General features: G+C 71.1%; 19 protein-coding genes and 1 pseudogene. 7 read left to right on the forward strand and 13 right to left on the reverse strand.

Annotated features, from left to right (window positions below; genetic code table 11):
* Positions 1–30: 30 nt before the first annotated feature.
* Both KWI83_RS01635 and glpK read left to right on the forward strand, forming a co-directional pair.
* The gene (locus KWI83_RS01635) at positions 31–798 is read left to right on the forward strand and encodes an IclR family transcriptional regulator (RefSeq protein WP_218512401.1); all 768 of its coding nucleotides are present in this window, start codon (positions 31–33) and stop codon (positions 796–798) included.
* Positions 799–840: 42 nt separating this feature from the next.
* On the forward strand, positions 841–2355 hold the full coding sequence (gene glpK / locus KWI83_RS01640; protein WP_218512402.1) for a glycerol kinase GlpK: 1515 nt from the start codon (positions 841–843) through the stop codon (positions 2353–2355).
* A 119-nt stretch (positions 2356–2474) separates the two neighbouring features.
* Here the strand turns inward: glpK and katG are convergent, their stop codons facing one another.
* From katG to KWI83_RS01660, 4 genes are all read right to left on the reverse strand, one after another.
* Entirely contained in the window at positions 2475–4700 is a 2226-nt protein-coding gene (katG, locus tag KWI83_RS01645) for a catalase/peroxidase HPI (protein ID WP_218512403.1), read from the reverse strand.
* A gap of 36 nt (positions 4701–4736) precedes the next feature.
* On the reverse strand, positions 4737–5171 hold the full coding sequence (locus KWI83_RS01650) for a Fur family transcriptional regulator (RefSeq protein ID WP_218512404.1): 435 nt from the start codon (positions 5169–5171) through the stop codon (positions 4737–4739).
* A 130-nt stretch (positions 5172–5301) separates the two neighbouring features.
* Complete coding sequence (locus KWI83_RS01655) at positions 5302–5721, reverse strand: molybdopterin-binding protein (RefSeq protein WP_218512405.1); 420 nt, start codon at positions 5719–5721, stop codon at positions 5302–5304.
* Positions 5722–6547: 826 nt separating this feature from the next.
* Positions 6548–7063 carry a GNAT family N-acetyltransferase gene (locus KWI83_RS01660; RefSeq protein WP_218512406.1) on the reverse strand — a complete coding sequence of 172 codons (516 nt, stop codon included), beginning with the start codon at positions 7061–7063 and terminating at the stop codon, positions 6548–6550.
* Positions 7064–7630: 567 nt separating this feature from the next.
* Between KWI83_RS01660 and KWI83_RS01665 the strand changes: the two genes are divergently transcribed.
* Positions 7631–8329, forward strand: coding sequence for a hypothetical protein (locus tag KWI83_RS01665; protein ID WP_218512407.1), 699 nt, complete (start codon positions 7631–7633; stop codon positions 8327–8329).
* Positions 8330–8506: 177 nt separating this feature from the next.
* Positions 8507–9133 (forward strand): sigma-70 family RNA polymerase sigma factor, encoded by a 627-nt coding sequence (locus KWI83_RS01670; protein WP_218512408.1) that lies wholly within the window; start codon positions 8507–8509, stop codon positions 9131–9133.
* 69 nt (positions 9134–9202) lie between these two features.
* On the opposite strand, the gene KWI83_RS01675 is transcribed toward KWI83_RS01670, so the two are convergent.
* The 3 genes from KWI83_RS01675 to rpmF form a co-directional block, all read right to left on the reverse strand.
* On the reverse strand, positions 9203–10030 hold the full coding sequence (locus KWI83_RS01675; RefSeq protein ID WP_218512409.1) for a class I SAM-dependent methyltransferase: 828 nt from the start codon (positions 10028–10030) through the stop codon (positions 9203–9205).
* Between the two features lie 73 nt (positions 10031–10103).
* Positions 10104–11276: a GTP-binding protein gene (locus KWI83_RS01680; protein WP_218512410.1), complete on the reverse strand. Its 1173-nt coding sequence runs from the start codon at positions 11274–11276 to the stop codon at positions 10104–10106.
* Between the two features lie 7 nt (positions 11277–11283).
* Positions 11284–11454: a 50S ribosomal protein L32 gene (gene rpmF / locus KWI83_RS01685; protein WP_218512411.1), complete on the reverse strand. Its 171-nt coding sequence runs from the start codon at positions 11452–11454 to the stop codon at positions 11284–11286.
* Between the two features lie 196 nt (positions 11455–11650).
* Here rpmF and KWI83_RS01690 point away from each other — a divergent pair, with 196 nt between their 5' ends.
* Positions 11651–11947, forward strand: coding sequence for a hypothetical protein (locus KWI83_RS01690; protein WP_218512412.1), 297 nt, complete (start codon positions 11651–11653; stop codon positions 11945–11947).
* 21 nt (positions 11948–11968) lie between these two features.
* Here KWI83_RS01690 and KWI83_RS01695 read toward each other — a convergent pair whose 3' ends face one another.
* The 4 genes from KWI83_RS01695 to KWI83_RS01710 all read right to left on the reverse strand — a co-directional run bounded on the left by KWI83_RS01695 (position 11969) and on the right by KWI83_RS01710 (position 14280).
* Positions 11969–12361 carry a (2Fe-2S) ferredoxin domain-containing protein gene (locus KWI83_RS01695; RefSeq protein WP_374106269.1) on the reverse strand — a complete coding sequence of 131 codons (393 nt, stop codon included), beginning with the start codon at positions 12359–12361 and terminating at the stop codon, positions 11969–11971.
* 151 nt (positions 12362–12512) lie between these two features.
* Positions 12513–13040 (reverse strand): NUDIX hydrolase family protein, encoded by a 528-nt coding sequence (locus KWI83_RS01700; RefSeq protein WP_218512715.1) that lies wholly within the window; start codon positions 13038–13040, stop codon positions 12513–12515.
* 24 nt (positions 13041–13064) lie between these two features.
* Positions 13065–13232 (reverse strand): hypothetical protein, encoded by a 168-nt coding sequence (locus KWI83_RS01705; protein WP_218512413.1) that lies wholly within the window; start codon positions 13230–13232, stop codon positions 13065–13067.
* Between the two features lie 235 nt (positions 13233–13467).
* On the reverse strand, positions 13468–14280 hold the full coding sequence (locus KWI83_RS01710; RefSeq protein ID WP_218512414.1) for an SAM-dependent methyltransferase: 813 nt from the start codon (positions 14278–14280) through the stop codon (positions 13468–13470).
* Between the two features lie 177 nt (positions 14281–14457).
* Between KWI83_RS01710 and KWI83_RS01715 the strand changes: the two genes are divergently transcribed.
* Positions 14458–15333, forward strand: coding sequence for a Cof-type HAD-IIB family hydrolase (locus KWI83_RS01715; RefSeq protein ID WP_218512415.1), 876 nt, complete (start codon positions 14458–14460; stop codon positions 15331–15333).
* 425 nt (positions 15334–15758) lie between these two features.
* Here the strand turns inward: KWI83_RS01715 and KWI83_RS01720 are convergent, their stop codons facing one another.
* Entirely contained in the window at positions 15759–16769 is a 1011-nt protein-coding gene (locus KWI83_RS01720; RefSeq protein ID WP_256361680.1) for a CdaR family transcriptional regulator, read from the reverse strand.
* 341 nt (positions 16770–17110) lie between these two features.
* On the opposite strand from KWI83_RS01720, the pseudogene KWI83_RS01725 reads away from it, so the two are divergent.
* Positions 17111–18045 (forward strand): annotated as a pseudogene (locus tag KWI83_RS01725) (Dyp-type peroxidase).
* A gap of 38 nt (positions 18046–18083) precedes the next feature.
* On the opposite strand, the gene KWI83_RS01730 reads toward KWI83_RS01725, so the two are convergent.
* Complete coding sequence (locus KWI83_RS01730; protein WP_218512418.1) at positions 18084–19376, reverse strand: serine/threonine-protein kinase; 1293 nt, start codon at positions 19374–19376, stop codon at positions 18084–18086.
* Positions 19377–19433: the final 57 nt, after the last annotated feature.

Here is a 19433-nt window from a genome sequence, read left to right on the forward strand (position 1 = left end):
TATCGGACTTACGAGGACTACCATCGCCTCATGGCCGGCCCAGTCCAGTCCATAGAGCGGGCGGCGGCGATCTTGCGCCTGCTCGCCGGCGGATCCCGTCGGCTGGGGCTGGGGGAGGTGGCGTCATCGCTGGGGCTGGCCAAGGGCACCGCCCACGGAATTCTGCGCACACTTCAGCACGTGGACTTCGTGGAGCAGGACCCGGCGACCGGAAAATACCAGCTCGGCGCGGCCTTGTTGCACCTCGGCACCAGTTACCTCGACGTCAATGAACTGCGTTCGCGCTCCATCAACTGGGCCGACGCCCTGGCCGCCCGCAGTGGGGAGGCCGTCCGCCTGGGCACGCCCCTGGAGGGCAAGGTGCTCGTCATCCACCACGTCTTCCGGCCGGACGACACGCTCCAGACGCTGGACGTCGGCGCGCTGCTGCCGTTGCACGCCTCCTCGCTCGGCAAGGTCCTGCTGGCCTTCGGTGCCGCGCCCCTCGACCCCTTGATGGAGACCGAACTGGAGGCGTACACCCGGCACACCCTGGTCCACCGCGATGAGCTCAACCGGGCGCTCGGCGAGATACGGGAGATCGGCTGGGGCGCCGAGGTGCAGGAAATGAGCATGGGCGAAGCCGGGATCGCCGCACCGATCCGAGGACAGGGCGGTCTCGTGGTGGGCGCGATCGGAGTGTCCGGCGCCGTCGAGCGGATCTGCGACACCAAAGGCCGGCCTCAACCGGCCCTGATCACCGTGCTGCGGGAGGCGGCACGCGCGATCTCCAGAGACCTGGGCGCGGCCCGCTGGTAGGCCCCCAGCACCTCCGCGACACATCGGAAGGCAGGGCCGATCATGGTTGAACGGTATGTGATGTCCATCGACCAGGGCACCACCTCCACGCGATGCATCCTGTTCGACCACGGCGGGCGGCTGGTGTCGGTCGCCCAGCGGGAGCACCAGCAGTACTTCCCCCGGCCCGGCTGGGTCGAGCACGACGCCGTCGAGATCTGGCGCAACCTTGAGCGCGTTGTACCTGAGGCGGTGTCGAACGCCCGCATTGACGCGGCACAGATCTCGGCCATAGGGATCGCCAACCAGCGCGAGACGACGGTTCTGTGGGACCGTCGGACAGGAGCCCCGCTGGGCAGGGCGATCGTCTGGCAGGACACCCGCACCGCCCCGCTCGTCGAAGACCTGAGGAAACAGCCCGGAGACGAGTTCTTCCTCGAGCATTGCTGCCTGCCCCCATCGACCTACTTCTCCGCGCCGCGTATCCGCTGGCTGTTCGACCACGTTGACGGGCTGGAGCAGCGGGCCCGGGACGGCGAGGTGCTGTTCGGCACGATGGAGAGCTGGCTCATCTGGAACCTCACCGGTGGCACGGACGGCGGTCTGCACATCACCGACGCCACCAACGCCAGCCGCACCATGCTCATCGACATCCGCAGGCTGACCTGGGACGAAGCGCTCATGGACTTCTTCGGGGTTCCGCGCCCGATGCTGCCGGAGATCCGGCCCTCGGCCGAGACCTACGGTGAGGCCCGCTCGGTGCTCCCCGGCGTGCCCATCACGGCCGCCCTCGGCGACCAGCAGGCGGCTCTGTTCGGACAGACCTGCTTCTCGCCCGGCGAGGCGAAATGCACCTACGGGACCGGCAGCTTCCTGGTGATGAACACCGGCACCGACCTCGTACGTTCCCGGCACGGGCTCCTCACCACCGTCGCGTACAAGATCGCCGATCAGCCCACCGTCTACGCCCTGGAAGGCCCGATCGCCGTGACGGGCGCGCTCGTCCAGTGGTTCCGCGACCGTCTGGGCCTGATCAACAGCGCGCCCGAGATCGAGACGCTGGCGCGCACCGTCGAGGACAACGGCGGCTGCTACATCGTCCCCGCGTTCTCCGGTCTGTTTGCCCCCCACTGGCGCAGCGACGCCCGAGGCGTCATCGTCGGCCTCACGTCGTACATCACGAAGGGCCACCTGGCCCGAGCCGTCCTTGAGGCCACCGGCTGGCAGACACGAGAGGTCGTCGACGCCATGAACGCCGACTCCGCGCTCGCCCTGAAGCAACTCAAGGTGGACGGAGGCATGACGTCCGACAACCTGCTCATGCAGTTCCTGGCCGATGCGCTCGACGTCCCCGTGGTGCGGCCCCTGGTCGCCGAGACGGTGTCGCTGGGTGCGGCCTACGCCGCGGGCCTGGCAGCCGGCTACTGGTCGGATCTTGAGGTCCTGCGCCGCAACTGGCACCGGGCCGCCCAGTGGCTGCCGGACATGGACCCCGAACGGCGAGAGTGGGAGTACGCATGTTGGAAGCGGGCCGTCGAGCGGTCCCTGGGGTGGATCCAACCGCCGAAGCGCTCATGACGTGCCGCCCTTGGGCTGGATGCACGGGCTCCTTTACTGCTCTCCCCCGGGAACGACCGAGGCCGTCCGGGCCGGCCCCCGTCGGGTGCCTGCCTGGACGGCCTCCTGTCTGACTCAGGTCAGTCTCGGGCCAGGTCGAACCGGTCCAGGTTCATGACCTTGTCCCACGCGGCGACGAAGTCCTTCACGAACTTCTCCTGCGCGTCGTCGCTCGCGTAGACCTCCGCGAGCGCGCGCAGCTCGGAGTTCGAGCCGAAGACGAGGTCGGCGCGGGTGCCGGTCCACTTGACCTCGCCCGTGGCGGCGTCGAAGCCCTCGAACGTGGTCTGGTCCTCGGAGGTCGACTTCCACGTCGTACCCAGGTCGAGCAGGTTGACGAAGAAGTCGTTCGTCAGCTTGCCGGGGTTGTCGGTGAGGACGCCGTGCTTCGACTGCTGGTGGTTGGCGCCCAGGACGCGCAGGCCGCCGACGAGCACCGTCATCTCGGGGGCGCTCAGCGTCAGCAGGTTCGCCCGGTCGAGCAGCAGGTACTCGGCGGGAAGGCGGTTGCCCTTGCCGAGGTAGTTGCGGAAGCCGTCCGAGGTCGGCTCCAGCGCGGCGAACGACTCGGCGTCGGTGTGCTCCTCCGTCGCGTCGACCCGGCCCGGGGTGAAGGGCACCTCGATGTCGTACCCGGCGTCCTTGGCGGCCTTCTCCACGGCCACGCAGCCGCCGAGCACGATCAGGTCGGCCAGGGAGACCTTCTTGGCGGAGCCCGCGTTGAACTCCTGCTGGATGTTCTCCAGGGTGCGCAGGACCGTCGCGAGCTGGTCGGGGTCGTTGACCTCCCAGCCGCGCTGCGGCTCCAGGCGGATGCGGGCGCCGTTGGCGCCGCCGCGCTTGTCGCTGCCGCGGAACGTCGAGGCCGACGCCCACGCCGTGCTGACCAGCTGCGAGACGGTCAGGCCCGAGTCGAGGAGCTTGGCCTTGAGGGCCGCGATCTCCTCGGCGCCGATGACCTCGCCCTCGGCCTCGGGCAGCGGGTCCTGCCACAGCAGGGTCTCCTCCGGGACCTCCGGGCCGAGGTACTGCGACTTCGGGCCCATGTCACGGTGGGTCAGCTTGTACCAGGCACGGGCGAAGGCGTCCGCGAACTCCTCCGGGTTCTCGTAGAACCGGCGGGAGATCGGCTCGTAGATCGGGTCGAAGCGCAGCGACAGGTCGGTGGTGAGCATCATCGGGCGATGCTTCTTCGACGGGTCGTGCGCGTCCGGGACGATCTCCGGGGCGTCCTTGGCGACCCACTGGTGGGCGCCGGCCGGGCTCTGGGTGAGCTCGTACTCGTACTCGAAGAGGTTCTTGAAGAACCCGTTGCTCCACTGGGTCGGGGTCGTGGTCCAGGTGACCTCCAGACCGGAGGTGATGGTGTCCGCGCCCTTGCCGGTGCCGAAGGTGTTCTTCCAGCCCAGGCCCTGCTCCTCCATGGAGGCGGCCTCGGGGTCGTTGCCGACGTGGTCCGCCGGGCCGGCGCCGTGGGTCTTGCCGAAGGTGTGGCCACCGGCGATGAGGGCGACGGTCTCCTCGTCGTTCATCGCCATCCGGCGGAACGTCTCACGGATGTCGCGGGCCGCGGCCAGCGGGTCCGGGTTGCCGTTCGGGCCCTCGGGGTTGACGTAGATGAGGCCCATCTGGACCGCGCCGAGGGGGTTCTCCAGCTCGCGGTCGCCGCTGTAGCGCTGGTCGTCGAGCCAGGTGGTCTCGGGACCCCAGTAGACGTCCTCCTCCGGCTCCCAGACGTCCTCACGGCCACCGCCGAAGCCGAAGGTCTTGAAGCCCATCGTCTCCAGGGCGACGTTGCCGGCGAGGATCATCAGGTCGGCCCAGGAGATGTTCTGGCCGTACTTCTTCTTCACCGGCCACAGCAGACGGCGGGCCTTGTCCAGGTTGGCGTTGTCCGGCCAGCTGTTCAGCGGCGCGAAGCGCTGCTGGCCGGCGCCGGCGCCGCCGCGGCCGTCGCTGATGCGGTAGGTGCCCGCGCTGTGCCACGCCATCCGGATGATCAGCGGGCCGTAGTGGCCGAAGTCGGCGGGCCACCAGTCCTGCGAGGTCGTCAGCACCTCGGCGATGTCCCGTTTCACGGCCGTGAGGTCGAGCGCCTTGAACGCCTCGGCGTAGTCGAAGTCCTCACCGAGCGGGTTGGACACGGGAGGGTTCTTGGCGAGGATCTTCAGGTTGAGGCGCTCCGGCCACCACTGGCGGTTGCCACCGCCCTGCGTGGGGTGCGGGGCGCGCCCGTGCGCGACCGGGCAGCCGCCTGTGCCCTCCGTCTTGGGGTCAGTGACGATTGCATCAGGGTTCTCAGCCATGGGAATCCTTCTTCCGGACTTCGTGGATCACGGTGCTCAGGAACTGCGGGTGGAACAGTCGGGGCACAGGCCCCAGTAGATGACCTCGGCCTCGTCGATCGAGAAGCCGTGGTTGTCGGACGCGGTCAGGCAGGGAGCCTCGCCGGTGGCGCAGTCGACGTCGGTGACGGTGCCGCAGGACCGGCACACGAGGTGGTGGTGGTTGTCCCCGACGCGGCCCTCGTAGCGGGCCGGGCTGCCCGCCGGTTCGATCCGGCGCACGAGTCCCGCCGCGGTCAGCGCGTGCAGGGCCTCGTACACCGCTTGCAGGGATATGTGGCCCACGCGATCGCGCACCCCTGATGCGATCGCCTCGACGCCCAGGTGGTCGCCCTCCCGGACGGTTTCGAGCAGTGCGACGCGGGCGGCCGTCACCCGCAGGCCGGCACCGCGCAGCTCGTCGGCGGTGGCCGGGTTCTGGGATGCGGTCATGCCGCCGAACCTATCGCGATAAACACGAACGGTTCAAGAAAACGAACGGTTAAATTTGGAGCCGCCCCAGGTGATGTCCGTCGCCCCGGTCTGGGTGCGGGTGGGCGGAGCGGTGGCAGCCGGCCGTGCGTCACCGCGCCGCGAGGGAGACCTCCGTCGCCTTGATCAGGGCGACTACGGGGGATCCGGGGGCAAGTCCCAGGTCGTCGACCGCGTCCCTGGTGATCGCGGACGTCAGCTCGCCGCCCTCCACGGAGACCTTGACGGAGGCCATCGCGCCGCCCGTGCCGACCCCCAGCACCGTGCCGCGCAGCCTGTTGCGGATGGACAGTCCGTCCACCGTGCCGGTGGCGAGGGCGACCTCCGTTGACTTGACGAGGGCGCGTACGGCGGACCCCTCCGCCAGCCCCAGGTCCCGTACCGCGTCCACGGTGATCGCCGCGGTGATGTCCTGCCCGCCGTCGAGACGGACCACGACGGCCGCCATGACCTCGCCGGGCGTGATGGCGGTGACGGTGCCGGGCAGCTGGTTGCGGATGCTCAGGGCCATGGTGAAACACCTCAAAGGGGGAGAAATCGTGCTCGCTGCGCGCCCTACCGTAGCCCGGGGCACCCCGCAGTGTGACCCGCCCCACACCGGTGCCGTGGAACTCCGCCCGCACCGCACCCGACTCCTGAACCGGCACGGCGTGAACCGAGTGACGCCGTGCGACGCGCGTCATGAGCCTGCGCGACGGTGCGACTCACGCGTTTCGAGTAGCCGACCAGGTCATCGTGGCGAATGGCCCGGGCGCCAAGTACTTGGAGCAGCAGTACGTCAAGTACGACCAGGCCCGCTCCGCGGTCATCGAGACGGGCCCGGCCCCGGACGCCTCCGAGGGGCGATCGGCCACGACCGGCTCCGCGGACAGGACGATCAGAACACCGGCATCGGCACCAGGGGACGCTCTTCAACATCCCCTGGTCCAATTGCAGGGCCAGGATCCCCGCACGCCGCAAGAAGGCCCAGGCTGAACACCAGCGCCTGACCGGGGTTCGGACAGACGTCGCGGCAGATGAGCTCGTACGGCGGCAGGTCGGCGTGCGTCTCGGCGGCGGGTGCGAAGGACCGTCCCCTGGCCTGCATGGTCTCCGCCTCGCAGTCCTCGAAGAGCTGCGCAGGTCCTCCGGGCGTCGGCCCGGGTCGTGGATCCGGTTGATGAGGGCATTCGGGGCGGGGCGGTGGGCCCACAGGCCGGGCACAGCTCCAGCCAGACCCCGGTCATCGCCGGTCCCTTCCAGCGCAGCAGCAGCTCCTGTGCGCACCGCGAGCAGGGCACTAGCGTCCTCTTGAGGCGGCAGAAGGAACCGTCGGTGCGGACCGGTCGCCCTGCCCGCTACAGCGGGATGCGCAGGTCGAGGATGGGCCCGGTGGCGTCGGCCGGCGTCGCGTGCAGTCTCTGCAGGACGTGGAGCATCGGCTTGTTGCTCGCAGCCACCGCGGCGGTCAGTGTGTGGTGACCCTCGCGGCGGGCCACGGTGGCCGCGTGTTCGGCGAGCGCGGTGCCGAGCCCCTTGGCCTGCCACGCGTCCTCGACCAGGATCGCGAGTTCTCCCACCCCTTGACGATCGGTGCGCATGACGTTGGTCATGGCGATGACGTGGTCCGCACGCTCGGCCGGAGTGGTCACCAGGGTGGTGCCGCTCTCCGGGTTGGACAAGTGGCGCCATTCGGCGGCTGAGAGCTGGGACTTGCCCGCGTGGTAACGCAGGGCTCGGCTGCCAGGTGAGCAGCGGCGGTGCAGTTGCTGGACCGGCCCCAGGTCGACGGGGGTTGCCTCCCGAGTCCGGGTGGCGGTGCCGTCGGTCAGGGTGATCGAGTGTGTGGCGTCTCGACAGCCGGCGTCGGGCATACGACGTTCTCCTCACATTGCGATCGTGACTGCTGTGCCGCGGGTCCCGGGACGCAAGTGCGGCCTTGCTGCCGCAGAAGTCTTTTGCCTCCTCCGGGTCGGCTCAAGGGGGCTTTGCGTCATGTCGATCGCGCCCCGCTTATGTTGAATCACGCAGAGAAACGGAAATGTGAAGGAGTCGTGGCCGCTGTCGCCGCCGATGCTGAGCATGGCTGACGCCGCCGCCCAAGGACTTACACGAAAGGCCGCCCGGTCCTCGCAAGCAGGACAGGCCGAAGAACGTCCGCGCTTTGCGTAAGTGACCAACTTCTCCGCGCGGGTGGGCACATCCCTCGATCCGCTGGTGCACGGCATGAGGAGTTCTTCGACGCCGGTGCCGCCCGGGCCGGGGTCCGGGCCGGCTCCGCAGGGAGTACGTCGTCGCCCTCAGGAGTCGGCCCGCATGCCGTGCTCGTTCCGGCATATGCGTGTGGTCTGTATCACGCGTCTCGGATTGAGTCAGCGACACCACCGTTTTCCGTACCCACCGTTGACGACCGGACGCCGGATGCAAGGATGAGGGCCGTCATGACTGTTGGGTGGTGTTCTCGCACGGTTCGGGCCGCGGTGTTCGCGGCCGTCTGTGTGCTGCTCGCCGCCCTGGGGCACGTGCTGATGTCCGGCAGTCATGTGCCGTGGTGGGTACTGGCGACCGGCGCCGCCGTGACCGGTGCCGCGGGCTGGGGGCTGGCCTGCCGGGAGCGCGGGCTGCCGTTGATCGTGACCGTCGTGGTCACCGCCCAGACGGCACTGCACACCGCCTTCTCGATCGCCCAGTCGGCGGCCGCGGAGCAGGACGTGGTCCACACCCACACGGGTGCCATGGGGCACGGCATGTCGGCGTCGCACATGGGGGCCGCGCACATGGCGTCGATGCCCATGGGCTCGACGCACACCCACTCCATGGATGCCATTGATGTGGGCCATATTGGCGGCATGGGCCCCGTCATGGACGGCTCGTCCTCGTTCGGCATGCTCGCCGCCCACCTGCTGGCCGCGCTGCTGTGCGGCCTGTGGCTCGCACACGGCGAGCGCGCCGCGTTCCGCATCCTTCGCGCCGTGGCCGGATGGCTGGCGGCACCGCTGTGGCTGCCGCTCGCCGTGCCCGCCCCACCGCACCGCCCGCGACCCCGCCCGCGGCGCCGCAGGCCGGCGCGGTCACCGCGACGGCTGCTCCTCGTCCACGCGATCACCTCTCGGGGCCCGCCCCTGGGGACCGCTGTCTGACGACAGCCGGTAACCCGAGGCAGCCGTACGCGCCTCGGGCCACGGTCGTACGCCCGCGCAGGCCCTCCGACGCCGCGCAGGACGCCGTACGGCCGACTCCCCACTCACCGGATCCCGGACCGCACGCGCGCCCACGCGCCGCCGGTCGGGATCCCGGATGACCGAGAAGGACACCAGGTGATCACTTCTGCCCTGCCCGCCCCACGGGAGAGAACCGAGGGCGACGGGAAAGCCGCCGACCACGCCGACGACTCGATAACGGCCTGGGCGCTGGCCGCCCGCGCCGGTGACCCGGACGCCGTCGACCACTTCGTCCGCGCCCTGCATCGCGATGTCCTGCGCTACGTCGCCCATCTGTGCGGCGATCCGCAGGCCGTCGACGACCTGGCGCAGGACACGTTCCTGCGGGCGCTCGGCAGCCTGCACCGGTTCGAGGGCCGCTCCTCCGCGCGGGCCTGGCTGCTGTCGATCGCGCGCCGCGCGGTGATCGACAGCTATCGGTACGCCGCCGCCCGGCCGCGCCCGAGCGACGTACCGGACTGGCGGCTGGCCGTGGAACTGGCCCAGCCGCGCGACCTGCCCGGCTTCGACGACGGCATCGCCCTGCTCGACCTGCTGGCCGCTCTGCCCGAGGAGCGCCGGGAGGCCTTCGTCCTCACCCAGCTGCTCGGGCTGCCGTACGCGGAGGCCGCCGCACTGAGCGACTGCCCGGTCGGCACGGTCCGGTCCCGCGTGAACCGGGCCCGCGCCACGCTCATCGACCTGCTCGCGGCGGCGGACGAGCCGGCCGTGCTCGTCGCCTGACCGACGGAAGGGTGCCGGACCCGGCCGGCACCCTTCCGTTCGCACCCCGAAATCGGCCTGCTGACCCGGTCAGGGAAGCCGTACGAGACTGATCCGGTACTTCTCCACCTGCGGCAACCGCTGCTCCGCGAGGCCGCTGAGCATCTCCTGGTGGGCGGCGGGCAGTTCGTCGAACATCGCGGCCGGGAGGCTGCTGAGGGTGTGGGAGGCGAGGAGGCGGGCGCCCGGCCGCCAGTCGGTGAGTTCGGCCGGGTCCGCGCAGGACCACTGCATCCGCGCGTCGACCTTGCTCAGCGCGTCGTGCTGGTCCTGGGTGGCGACGAGCTCGGGGCCGGCGGTGTCCAGGGCCAGCAGGGAGCCGGGGAAGCGGTCGGCGAGCAGGTCGACGACCGCGCGGACCTGCTCCGCCGTCAGGAAGGGCAGCACCGCCTCGGCGGCGAAGAAGTACGGTCGGTCCGACCGCGCGGCCACGGCGTCGGCCCACGCCTCGTCCGTCACCGACGCGGCGAGCATCGTGCGGCGCGGGGTGTCGGTGAAGAGGGCTCGGCGCAGCTCGATCACGTCGGGCAGGTCGAGGTCGAACCAGCGGGCGCGGCCGTTGTCGACGCGCTCGTACCGGGTGTTGAGGCCCGTGCCGAGCTCGACGACGGTGCCGTCGGGATGCTCGGCCAGGAAGTCGGCCACCCACCGGTCGAACAGACTGGTGCGCAGCACCGTGCCGATCAGGCTCGGCAGGTTGTCGAAGCGGGAGAAGTCGTAGTCGATCGACGCGACGATCTCCTCCGCCCGGGCGTCACGCAGCGCGGCGTCCTTCTTGCGGTTCTCCACCGCCCGGCCGTACAGCGGGATGAGCAGGGTCTCCTGGACCGTGCCCAGACGTACACCGTGCTCTGTCATGACAGCCTCCCCATTCGGTGTCCGTACCGGGTCGGGCGGCGCCGTGGCTGCGTCCGCCGCCCGACCCGGGGTCTCAGGCCCCGGCCGCCGCCGCGGGGTGTTCGTGCTCGCAGGTGTCGTCGATGCCGTAGGTGTCCCAGGCCGGGAACGGGTCGTCGGACGGCGGTTCCTCGCCCTCGCGCAGCAGACAGGCGGCCAGCGCCGAGTGCAGGGCGTCGGGCTTCAAGTCCGTGCCGATGAAGACCAGTTCCTGGGCGTACGGGGCGTCGTGGTCGCGTGCGGCGGACGGTTCGAAGCGGGCGACGGAGCCCGCCTGCGACCACAGGCCCGTCACCCGCGGGCGGCTGGCCAGGGTGAAGAAGCCCTTGGAGCGCAGGACGCGGCCGTGGTCGCCGCCGTCCAGCCGCTCTGTCACGAAGGTCCACAACCGGCCGGGGTGGAAGGGCAGTTCCGCACGGAAGACGGTGGAGGAGATGCCGTACTCCTCCGTCTCCGGAACGTGGTCGCCGTTCAGCTCCCGGACCCAGCCCGGCGCCTGCTGGGCGCGGTCCAGGTCGAACAGGCCGGTGTCCAGGACCTCGTGGAGGTCCACACGGCCGTGCGTGGCGGGGACGACGCGGGCGGCGGGGTTGAGCCGCGCGAGGGTCGCCCGCAGCCGGTCGGCGGTGGTGGCGTCGACGAGGTCGAGCTTGTTCAGCACGATCACGTCCGCGAACTCGACCTGGTCGATCAGCAGATCGCTGACGGTGCGTTCGTCGTCCTCGTACTGGTCGAGGCCGCGCTCCACCAGTTCGTCGCCGCTGTCCAGCTCGGTCAGGAAGTTGGCGGCGTCGACCACGGTGACCATGGTGTCGAGGCGGGCGAGGTCGCCGAGGGTGGCGCCGTCGTCGCGGGCGAAGGCGAAGGTGGCGGCGACGGGCATCGGTTCCGAGATGCCCGAGCTTTCGATGAGGAGATGGTCGAAGCGCCCCTCACGGGCCAGCCGGTCGACCTCCTCCAGCAGGTCGTCGCGCAGGGTGCAGCAGATGCAGCCGTTGGTCATCTCGACCAGCCGCTCCTCCGTCCGCGACAGGGCGGCCTCGCCGCCGCGCACCAGCGCCGCGTCGATGTTGATCTCGCTCATGTCGTTGACGATCACGGCGACACGCAGCCCCTCGCGGTTGGCGAGGACGTGGTTGAGCAGCGTGGTCTTGCCCGCCCCGAGGAATCCGGACAGGACGGTGACGGGCAGTCGGTCGTACGGCATCCGCTGCTCAGCCCTCGGGGCGCAGCAGTCCGCGCTCGTACGCCTTGACCAGGTGCTGCGGCACGAGGTGGCGGATGCCCTCGATCGTGAGCGGCACCAGCTGCGGGGTGCTCGCCTTCCACTGGGCGCGGCGGTGACGGGTGTTGCTGCGGGACATCTTCCGCTTGGGGACAGCCATGGAACGTCCTTCCTCGGTGCGCTTGCACCGCAGACGCTACATGAAAACGGATCCCATTACTAAATGTCGGCTCGCGCCGGGTTGAGGAACCCTTGACCGTGACGTGGGTGTGCGATGGGGGCGACAAGGAGCAGGATTCAGTCAGCGGCGCAAAAGCGTCGAACGCGGCCGGCCGACTCGGCGAGAAGAGGTATCCATGACCACCGCGCACGCATCTCACCCCGATCACACCCACCAGCACGGCGAGGGCTGCGGCCATGTCGCGGTCCCGCACGCGGACCATGTGGACTACGCGCACGACGGCCATCTGCACCGGCTGCACGACGACCACGTCGACGAGTGCGAGCCCGCGGAACACGCGACCCACGACGACCACCCCCACGAGCACGGTGAGGGCTGCGGCCATGTGGCCGTGCCGCACGGTGACCACGTCGACTACGTGCACGACGGCCACCGCCACGCCACGCACGACGGTCACTGGGACGACCACTGAGTCGCCGCCCCGCCGTCGGCCTCACCGGCGTACGCGAGCCCGTTTCTCGCGCGGTGGGCGGATGAACTGCAGCTGAAGCGCCACCGCCGGCTCGGCCAGGCCGGGCCCGCCCGCGGCGGCCCAGTCGATCAGGTCGCCGGTGCAGTCGTCGTCCATGGCGAATCCCACCCAGACCGCGCGGGCTCCGGCCCGCCGTGCGGCGGTCGACGGCTGTACGACGACCACGTTGGCCTGGTCGCAGGGGCCGAGGCAGTCCGTCGTACGGACGGCGAACCCACCTCCCGAGTCCGCGGCGGCGGCCCGCAGCCGGTCCAGCTGCCAGGCGTGGTCGGTGCCTGGGTGCTTGCGCCCGTTGCCGCAGCAGCAGCCCCGGCACACGACGAGGGTGCAGGGCTGTTGCGTGGTTCGCAGCACGGAGCGGGGGCCGGGGACCGGCGCTCGGCGCTTCGGCGCGGTCACGTCGGACTCCACTGGAGGGCAGCCGCCCCGCCGAGGCCGACGTCGTGGAGCACTGGGTCGGCCGGATCGCCGCCGACACCGCAACCACCGCCGTCGAAACGCATCCTCACAACGCCAGCCCCACATGCGCCAGTGCCTGCTTCAGCAGCACCCCGTGCCCGCCGGGCATCTCGCTCTGCACCGCGTCCGACGCCGCCTCCTGCGGGCTGAACCACACCAGGTCCAGCGCGTCCTGCCGGGGCCGGCAGTCGCCGGTCACCGGCACGACGTAGGCGAGGGACACCGCGTGCTGACGCGGGTCGTGGTACGGCGTGATGCCCTGGGTCGGGAAGTACTCGGCGACCGTGAAGGGCTGGAGTGAGGCCGGGATCCGGGGGAGTGCCACGGGGCCGAGGTCCTTCTCCAGGTGCCGCAGCAGGGCGTCCCGGACCCGCTCGTGGTGCAGGACCCGGCCGGAGACCAGGGTGCGACTGACCGTCCCGTCCGGTCCGATGCGCAGCAGCAGGCCGATGCTGGTGACTTCACCGCTGTCGTCGACGCGCACCGGCACTGCCTCGACGTACAGGATCGGCATGCGGGCGCGTGCCATCTCCAGTTCGTCGGGGGTCAGCCAACCGGGCGTGGTCTCGGTCATGTCAGACATTGCTTGATCATACTTTCAGACGTCGTCGGAAAACCGATAGACCCGGCGGGCGTCGTCCCGTCCCGCCCACCGCAGGCTCCGCAGCGCGTCGGGACCGATGTCGACGCAGAAGACCTCGGTCCCGGCGGCGGACAGGAAACGGCGGTTCACCGCGTCCGTGCCGAACTCGGCCCGGCGGGCCACCGGAACTCGGCGACGGCCTCCTCCTCGGGCAGTGGTGTCGCCGCCGCGAGGCCGTCCAGTCCCATCCCACGCCGTGCACACGCAGGCCCACTGCTCCGGCCCCGGGCCTCGCCGTCGGTATCGTCTTCACCTCACCGGGGCGGCCGCCGGGGACGGGGTCGGCAAGGGTCGTCATACGTCCTCCTCGGCGGGCTCGGCGGGCTCGGCGGGCTCGGCGGCCGGGTCGGTGCCGGTGTCAGGGTTTCGCGGCCACCGCGCCGTACTGCGGTACCACGACGGGGGCGTGCAGCTCGGCGCGCCAGGCGGAACACGACACCAGGCCCGGTTCGAGCATGTCCAGACCGTCGAAGAATGATGCGATCTCGGCGCCACTGCGGGCGGTGACGGGCGGGGTGGCGTTCTCGTTCCAGAACTTCATGGCCGGGATCTGGCCCTCGCCGCCCAGCTCGGCGTCGTGCGTGGGGTGCGTCATGACCAGGAAGCTGCCCGACGGGACGGCGGCCATGACCCGGCGCACGATGTCCCGGGCCTCGTCGGTGTCCAGGACGAAGTTGAGGATGCCCAGCATCATCACCGCGACCGGACGCGTGAAGTCCAGGGTGCGCCGGGCACGTTCGAGGATGGCGTCCGGGTGGTGCACGTCGGCGTCGATGTAGTCGGTGACGCCCTCGGGAGTGCCGGTCAGCAGGGTCCGGGCGTGGATCAGCACGATGGGGTCGTTGTCGACGTACACGATCCGCGACTCGGGCGCGATGCGCTGCGCGATCTCGTGGGTGTTGTCCGCCGTCGGCAGCCCGGTGCCGATGTCCAGGAACTGCCGCACTCCGCGCTCATCGGCCAGGAACGACACCGCCCGGCCCAGGAACTCGCGGTCCGCCCGGGCGATGTCCCGGACCAGCGGGAACATCGCGGCGACCTGGTCGCCGACCTGGTGGTCGACCTCGTAGTTGTCCTTGCCGCCGATCCAGTAGTTCCAGACCCGTGCGTTGTGCGCCACACCGGTGTTCAGGCGTGCCGTTCCCTCCGCCGGGGTGGGAGCCTCGCTCACGTCTCTTCCTCTCCTCGCCCGTACCGCAGTCGCCGCCATTGTGCCGGGTCCAAGATCAGCGCGTGCTGCGAATCGGGGGACTCGGGGTCCCACCCGCACGGGGCATTGTCCCCGGTAGGGTTGACGGTCGCATCCGGAACGACAAGCGGCGCGGCCGAGCGCCCCAGGAAACAGGACATGCCCTACTCCCACGCGCCCCTGCCCACCACCTACGACTCCTCGGCACCGCACGGCCCCGCCGACATCCGGCTCGTCGTGACCGACATGGACGGCACGCTGCTGGACGACGACAAGCGGGTCCCGGCCGGGCTGTGGGAGGTGCTGGAGCGGTTGCGGGAGCGCGGGGTGCTGTTCAGCCCGGCGAGCGGTCGCCAGTACGCCACGCTGGCCCGGGAGTTCGCCCGGGCGGCCGAGGGCATGGTGTTCATCGCGGAGAACGGCACGTACGTCGTCCGGGACGGCGTGGAACTGAGCTCCGACCCGCTGGACCCGGCCGTCGTCACGGACGTCGTCGGGGCGGTACGGCGACTCGCGGCCGACGGCGTCGACGTGGGCGCCGTCGTCTGCGGCAAGCGGTCCGCGTACGTGGAGCGCACCGACGAGCCCTTCCTGGCCGAGGTGCGCAAGTACTACGTCGAGCACCGCACGGTCGAGGACGTCACCGCGGTCGACGACGACATCCTCAAGGTCGCCCTCTACGACTTCGGGCCCGCGGAACGGACCACCGCCCCGGCCCTCGCCCGATTCGGCGCCACTCACCAGGTCGTCGTCTCCGGCGAGCACTGGGTCGACATCATGAACCGCACCGCCCACAAGGGCGCCGCCGTCCGCCGCCTCCAGCGCGAACTCGGCATCACGCCCGCGCAGACGATGGTGTTCGGCGACTACCTCAACGACCTGGAGATGCTCGACACGGCGGAGTGGTCCTTCGCGATGGCGAACGCCCACCCGGAGGTCATCCGCCGCGCCCGCCACTTGGCTCCGGCCAACACGGAGAACGGTGTGCTGCGCACGATCACGGGGATGCTCGGTTTGCCGACGGCGGAGCGCTGACGGGCAACGGCGCGCTCCGCACGGTCGTGGGCGGCCGGGTCGGATCACGCGGAAGGGGTCGGCGGCGGCGTTGTGGCGCCGCAGTCGTCGTCGGTGAGCATCACGATGCCGCCCGGGGGATGACGCGAGGTCGTTGCCGAGCGTGACGCCGACCGGCTCCCCGCCGGTGTTCTCCACCTTGCGGGCGCGCTCGCCGCCGACCATCTGCCGGAAGCGGCCGATGAGTGAGCTGCTGGAGACGACCGACAGCTACCGCCGCACCTTCCGTTCGCGAACCCACCCCGGCCCGAACGACGGCGGACAACACCACCGGCGCCTGAGCCATGAGGACGTCGACACAAACGGCACCACCCGGTGGGACGCCACAGGCCGGGAATGCCGAGATCACCGGCTGAACGCCGGTGCGGAACGGGCCCGTCCGGGAGTCAGAGTTCCTGGGTGGGCCAGTCCAGCAGCCGGGCGCCGATCACAGCCGTCTGCAGGGTGTAGCGGTGCATCGGGTCGGCCGGATTGGCGCCGGTCAGCTCGTGGATGCGCTCCAGACGGTAGGTCAGGGCGCGCACGCTCAGCGTGAGCCGCCGGGCCGCCTCGGCCGCGACGCAGCCCGACTCGAAGTACACCTCCAGCGTCCGCAGCAGCGGCTCCGCGCCGCCGCGGGCCCCGCGCAGCGGCCCGAGGGCGCTCAGCACGAGGTCGGCCATGGCCTGCCGGTCCCGGGTGAGCACCGGATACACCAACAGCTCGGCGGCACGCAGCACCGGCTCGTCGAGCGCCAGCCGCTGCGCGAGCTGCAGGGTGCTGAGGGCCTCTTCGTACGAGTGGACCACGCCCCCCGCGCCGGGCTGCGGCCGCCCGATGGCCACGCGCCCCGCGTCGGTCACCGCATGGGCCTGCTTGGCGAAGAACGCGAGCACCTCGTCCTGGTCGCCGGGGGCGATGCAGATCAGCTGCCCGTTCTTGGTGGTGAGCAGGATGCGCCGGTCGCCGAAGCGGCTTATCAGGGCGGTCTCCACGCGGCGGGTCACCGGGTGGGTGTCCGCGTACGCCTCCGGGCCCTCGGCGACCGCGACCGCGTGCGCGCGGGACAGCACCAGCCCGAACCGCTCGGCCCGTTCCGCGAGCCGCCCCAGATCGCTGCGCCCGTACAGCAGGTCGTCGATGAACTCCCGCCGAGCCGCCTCCTCCTGACGCACCGCCAGATGCTGTGCCCGCTCGTACCCCTCCGCGAAGGCGTCGACGGCCTGGGACACCGCGGCCAGCACACTGTCCGCCGAGCCCGGTGCGCCGGGCCAGCAGGCGCGGGTGGCGTCGAGATGCCGACGGACGAGCATCCGCAGGCTGTGCCCGGCCTCCGCGGCCCGTTCGCCGAGAGCGCGACGCTCGTCCAGTTCGTCGCGGGTGGGGCGACGCCCGGTGGCGGAGACCTCCGTCAGCATGTCGGCGTACCCCCGCAGATACGACTCCTCGGTCGCCGTCCCGGCCACTCCGCCCCCTGCCCTTCCCCGATGCCGTCCAGGCGCCTTTCTCGCGGCTGACGGCACCCGGAGCGTAGTCAACATTGCCGGAACACGGCAATGCGGACTGTCCCTCGGCCCGGCCATCATGGCCGTGGGGAGCCGCGGGGCTCCGGTGCCGCACACCCGCGACGGGCGGGGGCACCGGGCCCCGCACGGTTTCGAACGGACTCCCACGGTGCCGAGGCGCGTTCGGCTGGGCAGGGTCCCAGTGCCCATCGGCCACCCGAGCGGTGGCGCGCGTCGATGAGTGGGAAGGAGCCATGTCATCGGTACCGTCTGCCCCTGGCCGGCCGCAGCCGGTGCTGTGCCCGTTGCCGAGCGCCCGGTCTTTCTCGTGGTCACCGTCGGTCCGGGCGGGGAGGCCGTGGCCCGGGAGGTGCTGGCGGGACTCGCCGCCCGGGAGCGGGCCCTCGCCTTTCCGTATCCCGACGGCGGTCTGTCCTGCGTGGCCGGGGTCGGGGCCGACGCCTGGGACCGGCTGTTCGGCGCTCCCCGTCCGGCCGCGCTGTACCCGTTCCGCGAGCTGACCGGGCCCCGGCACCAGGCCGTGGCCACACCGGGCGATCTGCTCTTCCACATCCGGGCGATCCGGCTCGACCTGTGCATCGCGCTGACCGCGGAGATCATGAAGGGGCTGCGCGACGCGGCCACCGTCCAGGACGAGGTGCACGCCTTCGCCTACTACGACTCGCGCAACCTCCTCGGCTTTGTCGACGGCACCGAGAACCCGGTCGGGTCCGACGCCGCCGACGCGGCACTCGTGGGCGACGAGGACCCCGGCTTCCGTGGCGGCTCCTACGTGGACGTACAGAAGTACCTGCACGACATGGACGCCTGGGAGCGGCTGCCGGTCGAGACCCAGGAGAAGATCATCGGCCGCACCAAGGCGACCAACGTCGAACTGGACGCGCTCGGTTCGCACAAGGACGTCACCAGCATCACGGCCCCGGACGGGACCGAACCGCGCATCCTGCGCGCCGCGATGCCGTTCGGCAGGCCCGGGCACGGGGAGTTCGGGACGTACTTCATCGCGTACGCCCGCGATCCCCAGGTGACCGAGACCCTGCTGGAGCGGATGTACCTCGGCACCACGACCTCGGGGCCCGATCCGCTGCTGGACTACTCGCGGGCCGTCACCGGCACCCGGTTCTTCGTGCCCTCGGCCGACTTCCTGCGGTCCATCCCGAGGGGGTAGAGCCGTCCGAGGGGCTGGAGCCGTCCGAGGGATGGGAGTCAGTCGTCCCCGTCGTCCCCGTCATCGCCTTCGTCGTCCGTGTGACGCCGCCGCTCGCGTTTGTCGTCCTTGGCCTTCTCGCTGGTCCTGGCCGCCACGGGAGTCGGGGACGTCTCGGCGGCCGGGGTGGCGGACGCGTCGGACGGAGTCGGCGACGGGGTGGGCGTGGTGGTGGCCGCGGGAGTGGTGGTGCCGGGGGAGTCCTTGGAGCCTTCTGCCGCCGTGTGGTCCGGCGAGAACCACAGCATGCCGGCGACCATCGCCGCCAGGAACAACGCCACCGCCGCGGCGGTCCCCATCACGCGCGGCCGCATGAGCACCTCCCGCGACCCCGGCCGACTGCGGCGCCGGGCCCCGGATCTCGGGAGGGACGGCAGCATGTACGTCGTCGCCGGGCCGGTCTCGCCGACGCGGGTCGGCTGCGGGGCCGCGGGCGTCGGCGCGGTGGGCGTCGGTGCGGTGGCGGGCAGCGGCTCGGGGCGGCCCTGCCAGGCGCCTGCCGCGAACCAGTCGGCGACCTGCGCGGCACTGGGCCGGTGCTCGGGCTGCTTGGCCAGCAGACCCAGCAGGTAACTCTCGAAGGCGGGCGGGAGTTCGGCGCCGAGCTGCCGGGGCGGTACCGGGGTGGCGTCGAGATGCTGGTGGAGGATGGCGATCGGGGTGTCGGCCTGGAACGGCGGGCGCCCGGTGAGGAGTTGGTACAGCACGCAGCCCAGCGAGTACACATCACTGGCCGGGCCGGCGGGCCGGCCGAGCGCGCGTTCCGGGGCGAGATAGAGGCTGGTGCCGACGATCTGGCCGGTCGCGGTGAGCGCGGCGGCCGGATCGTCGAGGAAGCGGGCGATGCCGAAGTCGCCGATCTTCAGGGTGCCGTCGGCGTCGAGCAGCAGGTTGGCCGGCTTGATGTCGCGGTGCACGATGCCCTGCTGGTGGGCGGCGGCCAGCCCGGCGGCCGCCTGCGAGGCGATCCGGGCCACGCGCTCGGCGGGCTGCGGGCCCGCGTCGGCGAGCACCCGGGCGAGACTGTCGCCGTCGACCAGCTCCATCACCAGGAACAGCCGGTCCTCCTGCGCGCCGAAGTCCAGCACGCCCACCACGTACGGGTGATGCAGCCGCCCGGCGGTCTGCGCCTCCAGCCGGAAGCGTGACGCGGCCGTCGGGTCGGAGTCCTGGGGCAGCAGCAGCTTGACGGCGACCGGCCTGCCGAGCGTCTCGTCGTACGCCCGCCAGACCTCTCCCATCGCGCCCCGCCCGATCGGATCCTGCAGCTGGTACCGGCCCGCTATGAGCACCTGTGATTCATCCTCATGGTGTGTGATTTTCGGCGCCGCAGGCCGTAACTCACCACG

It is taken from the genome of Streptomyces sp. TRM70350 (assembly GCF_019219825.1).
Classification (GTDB): domain Bacteria; phylum Actinomycetota; class Actinomycetes; order Streptomycetales; family Streptomycetaceae; genus Streptomyces.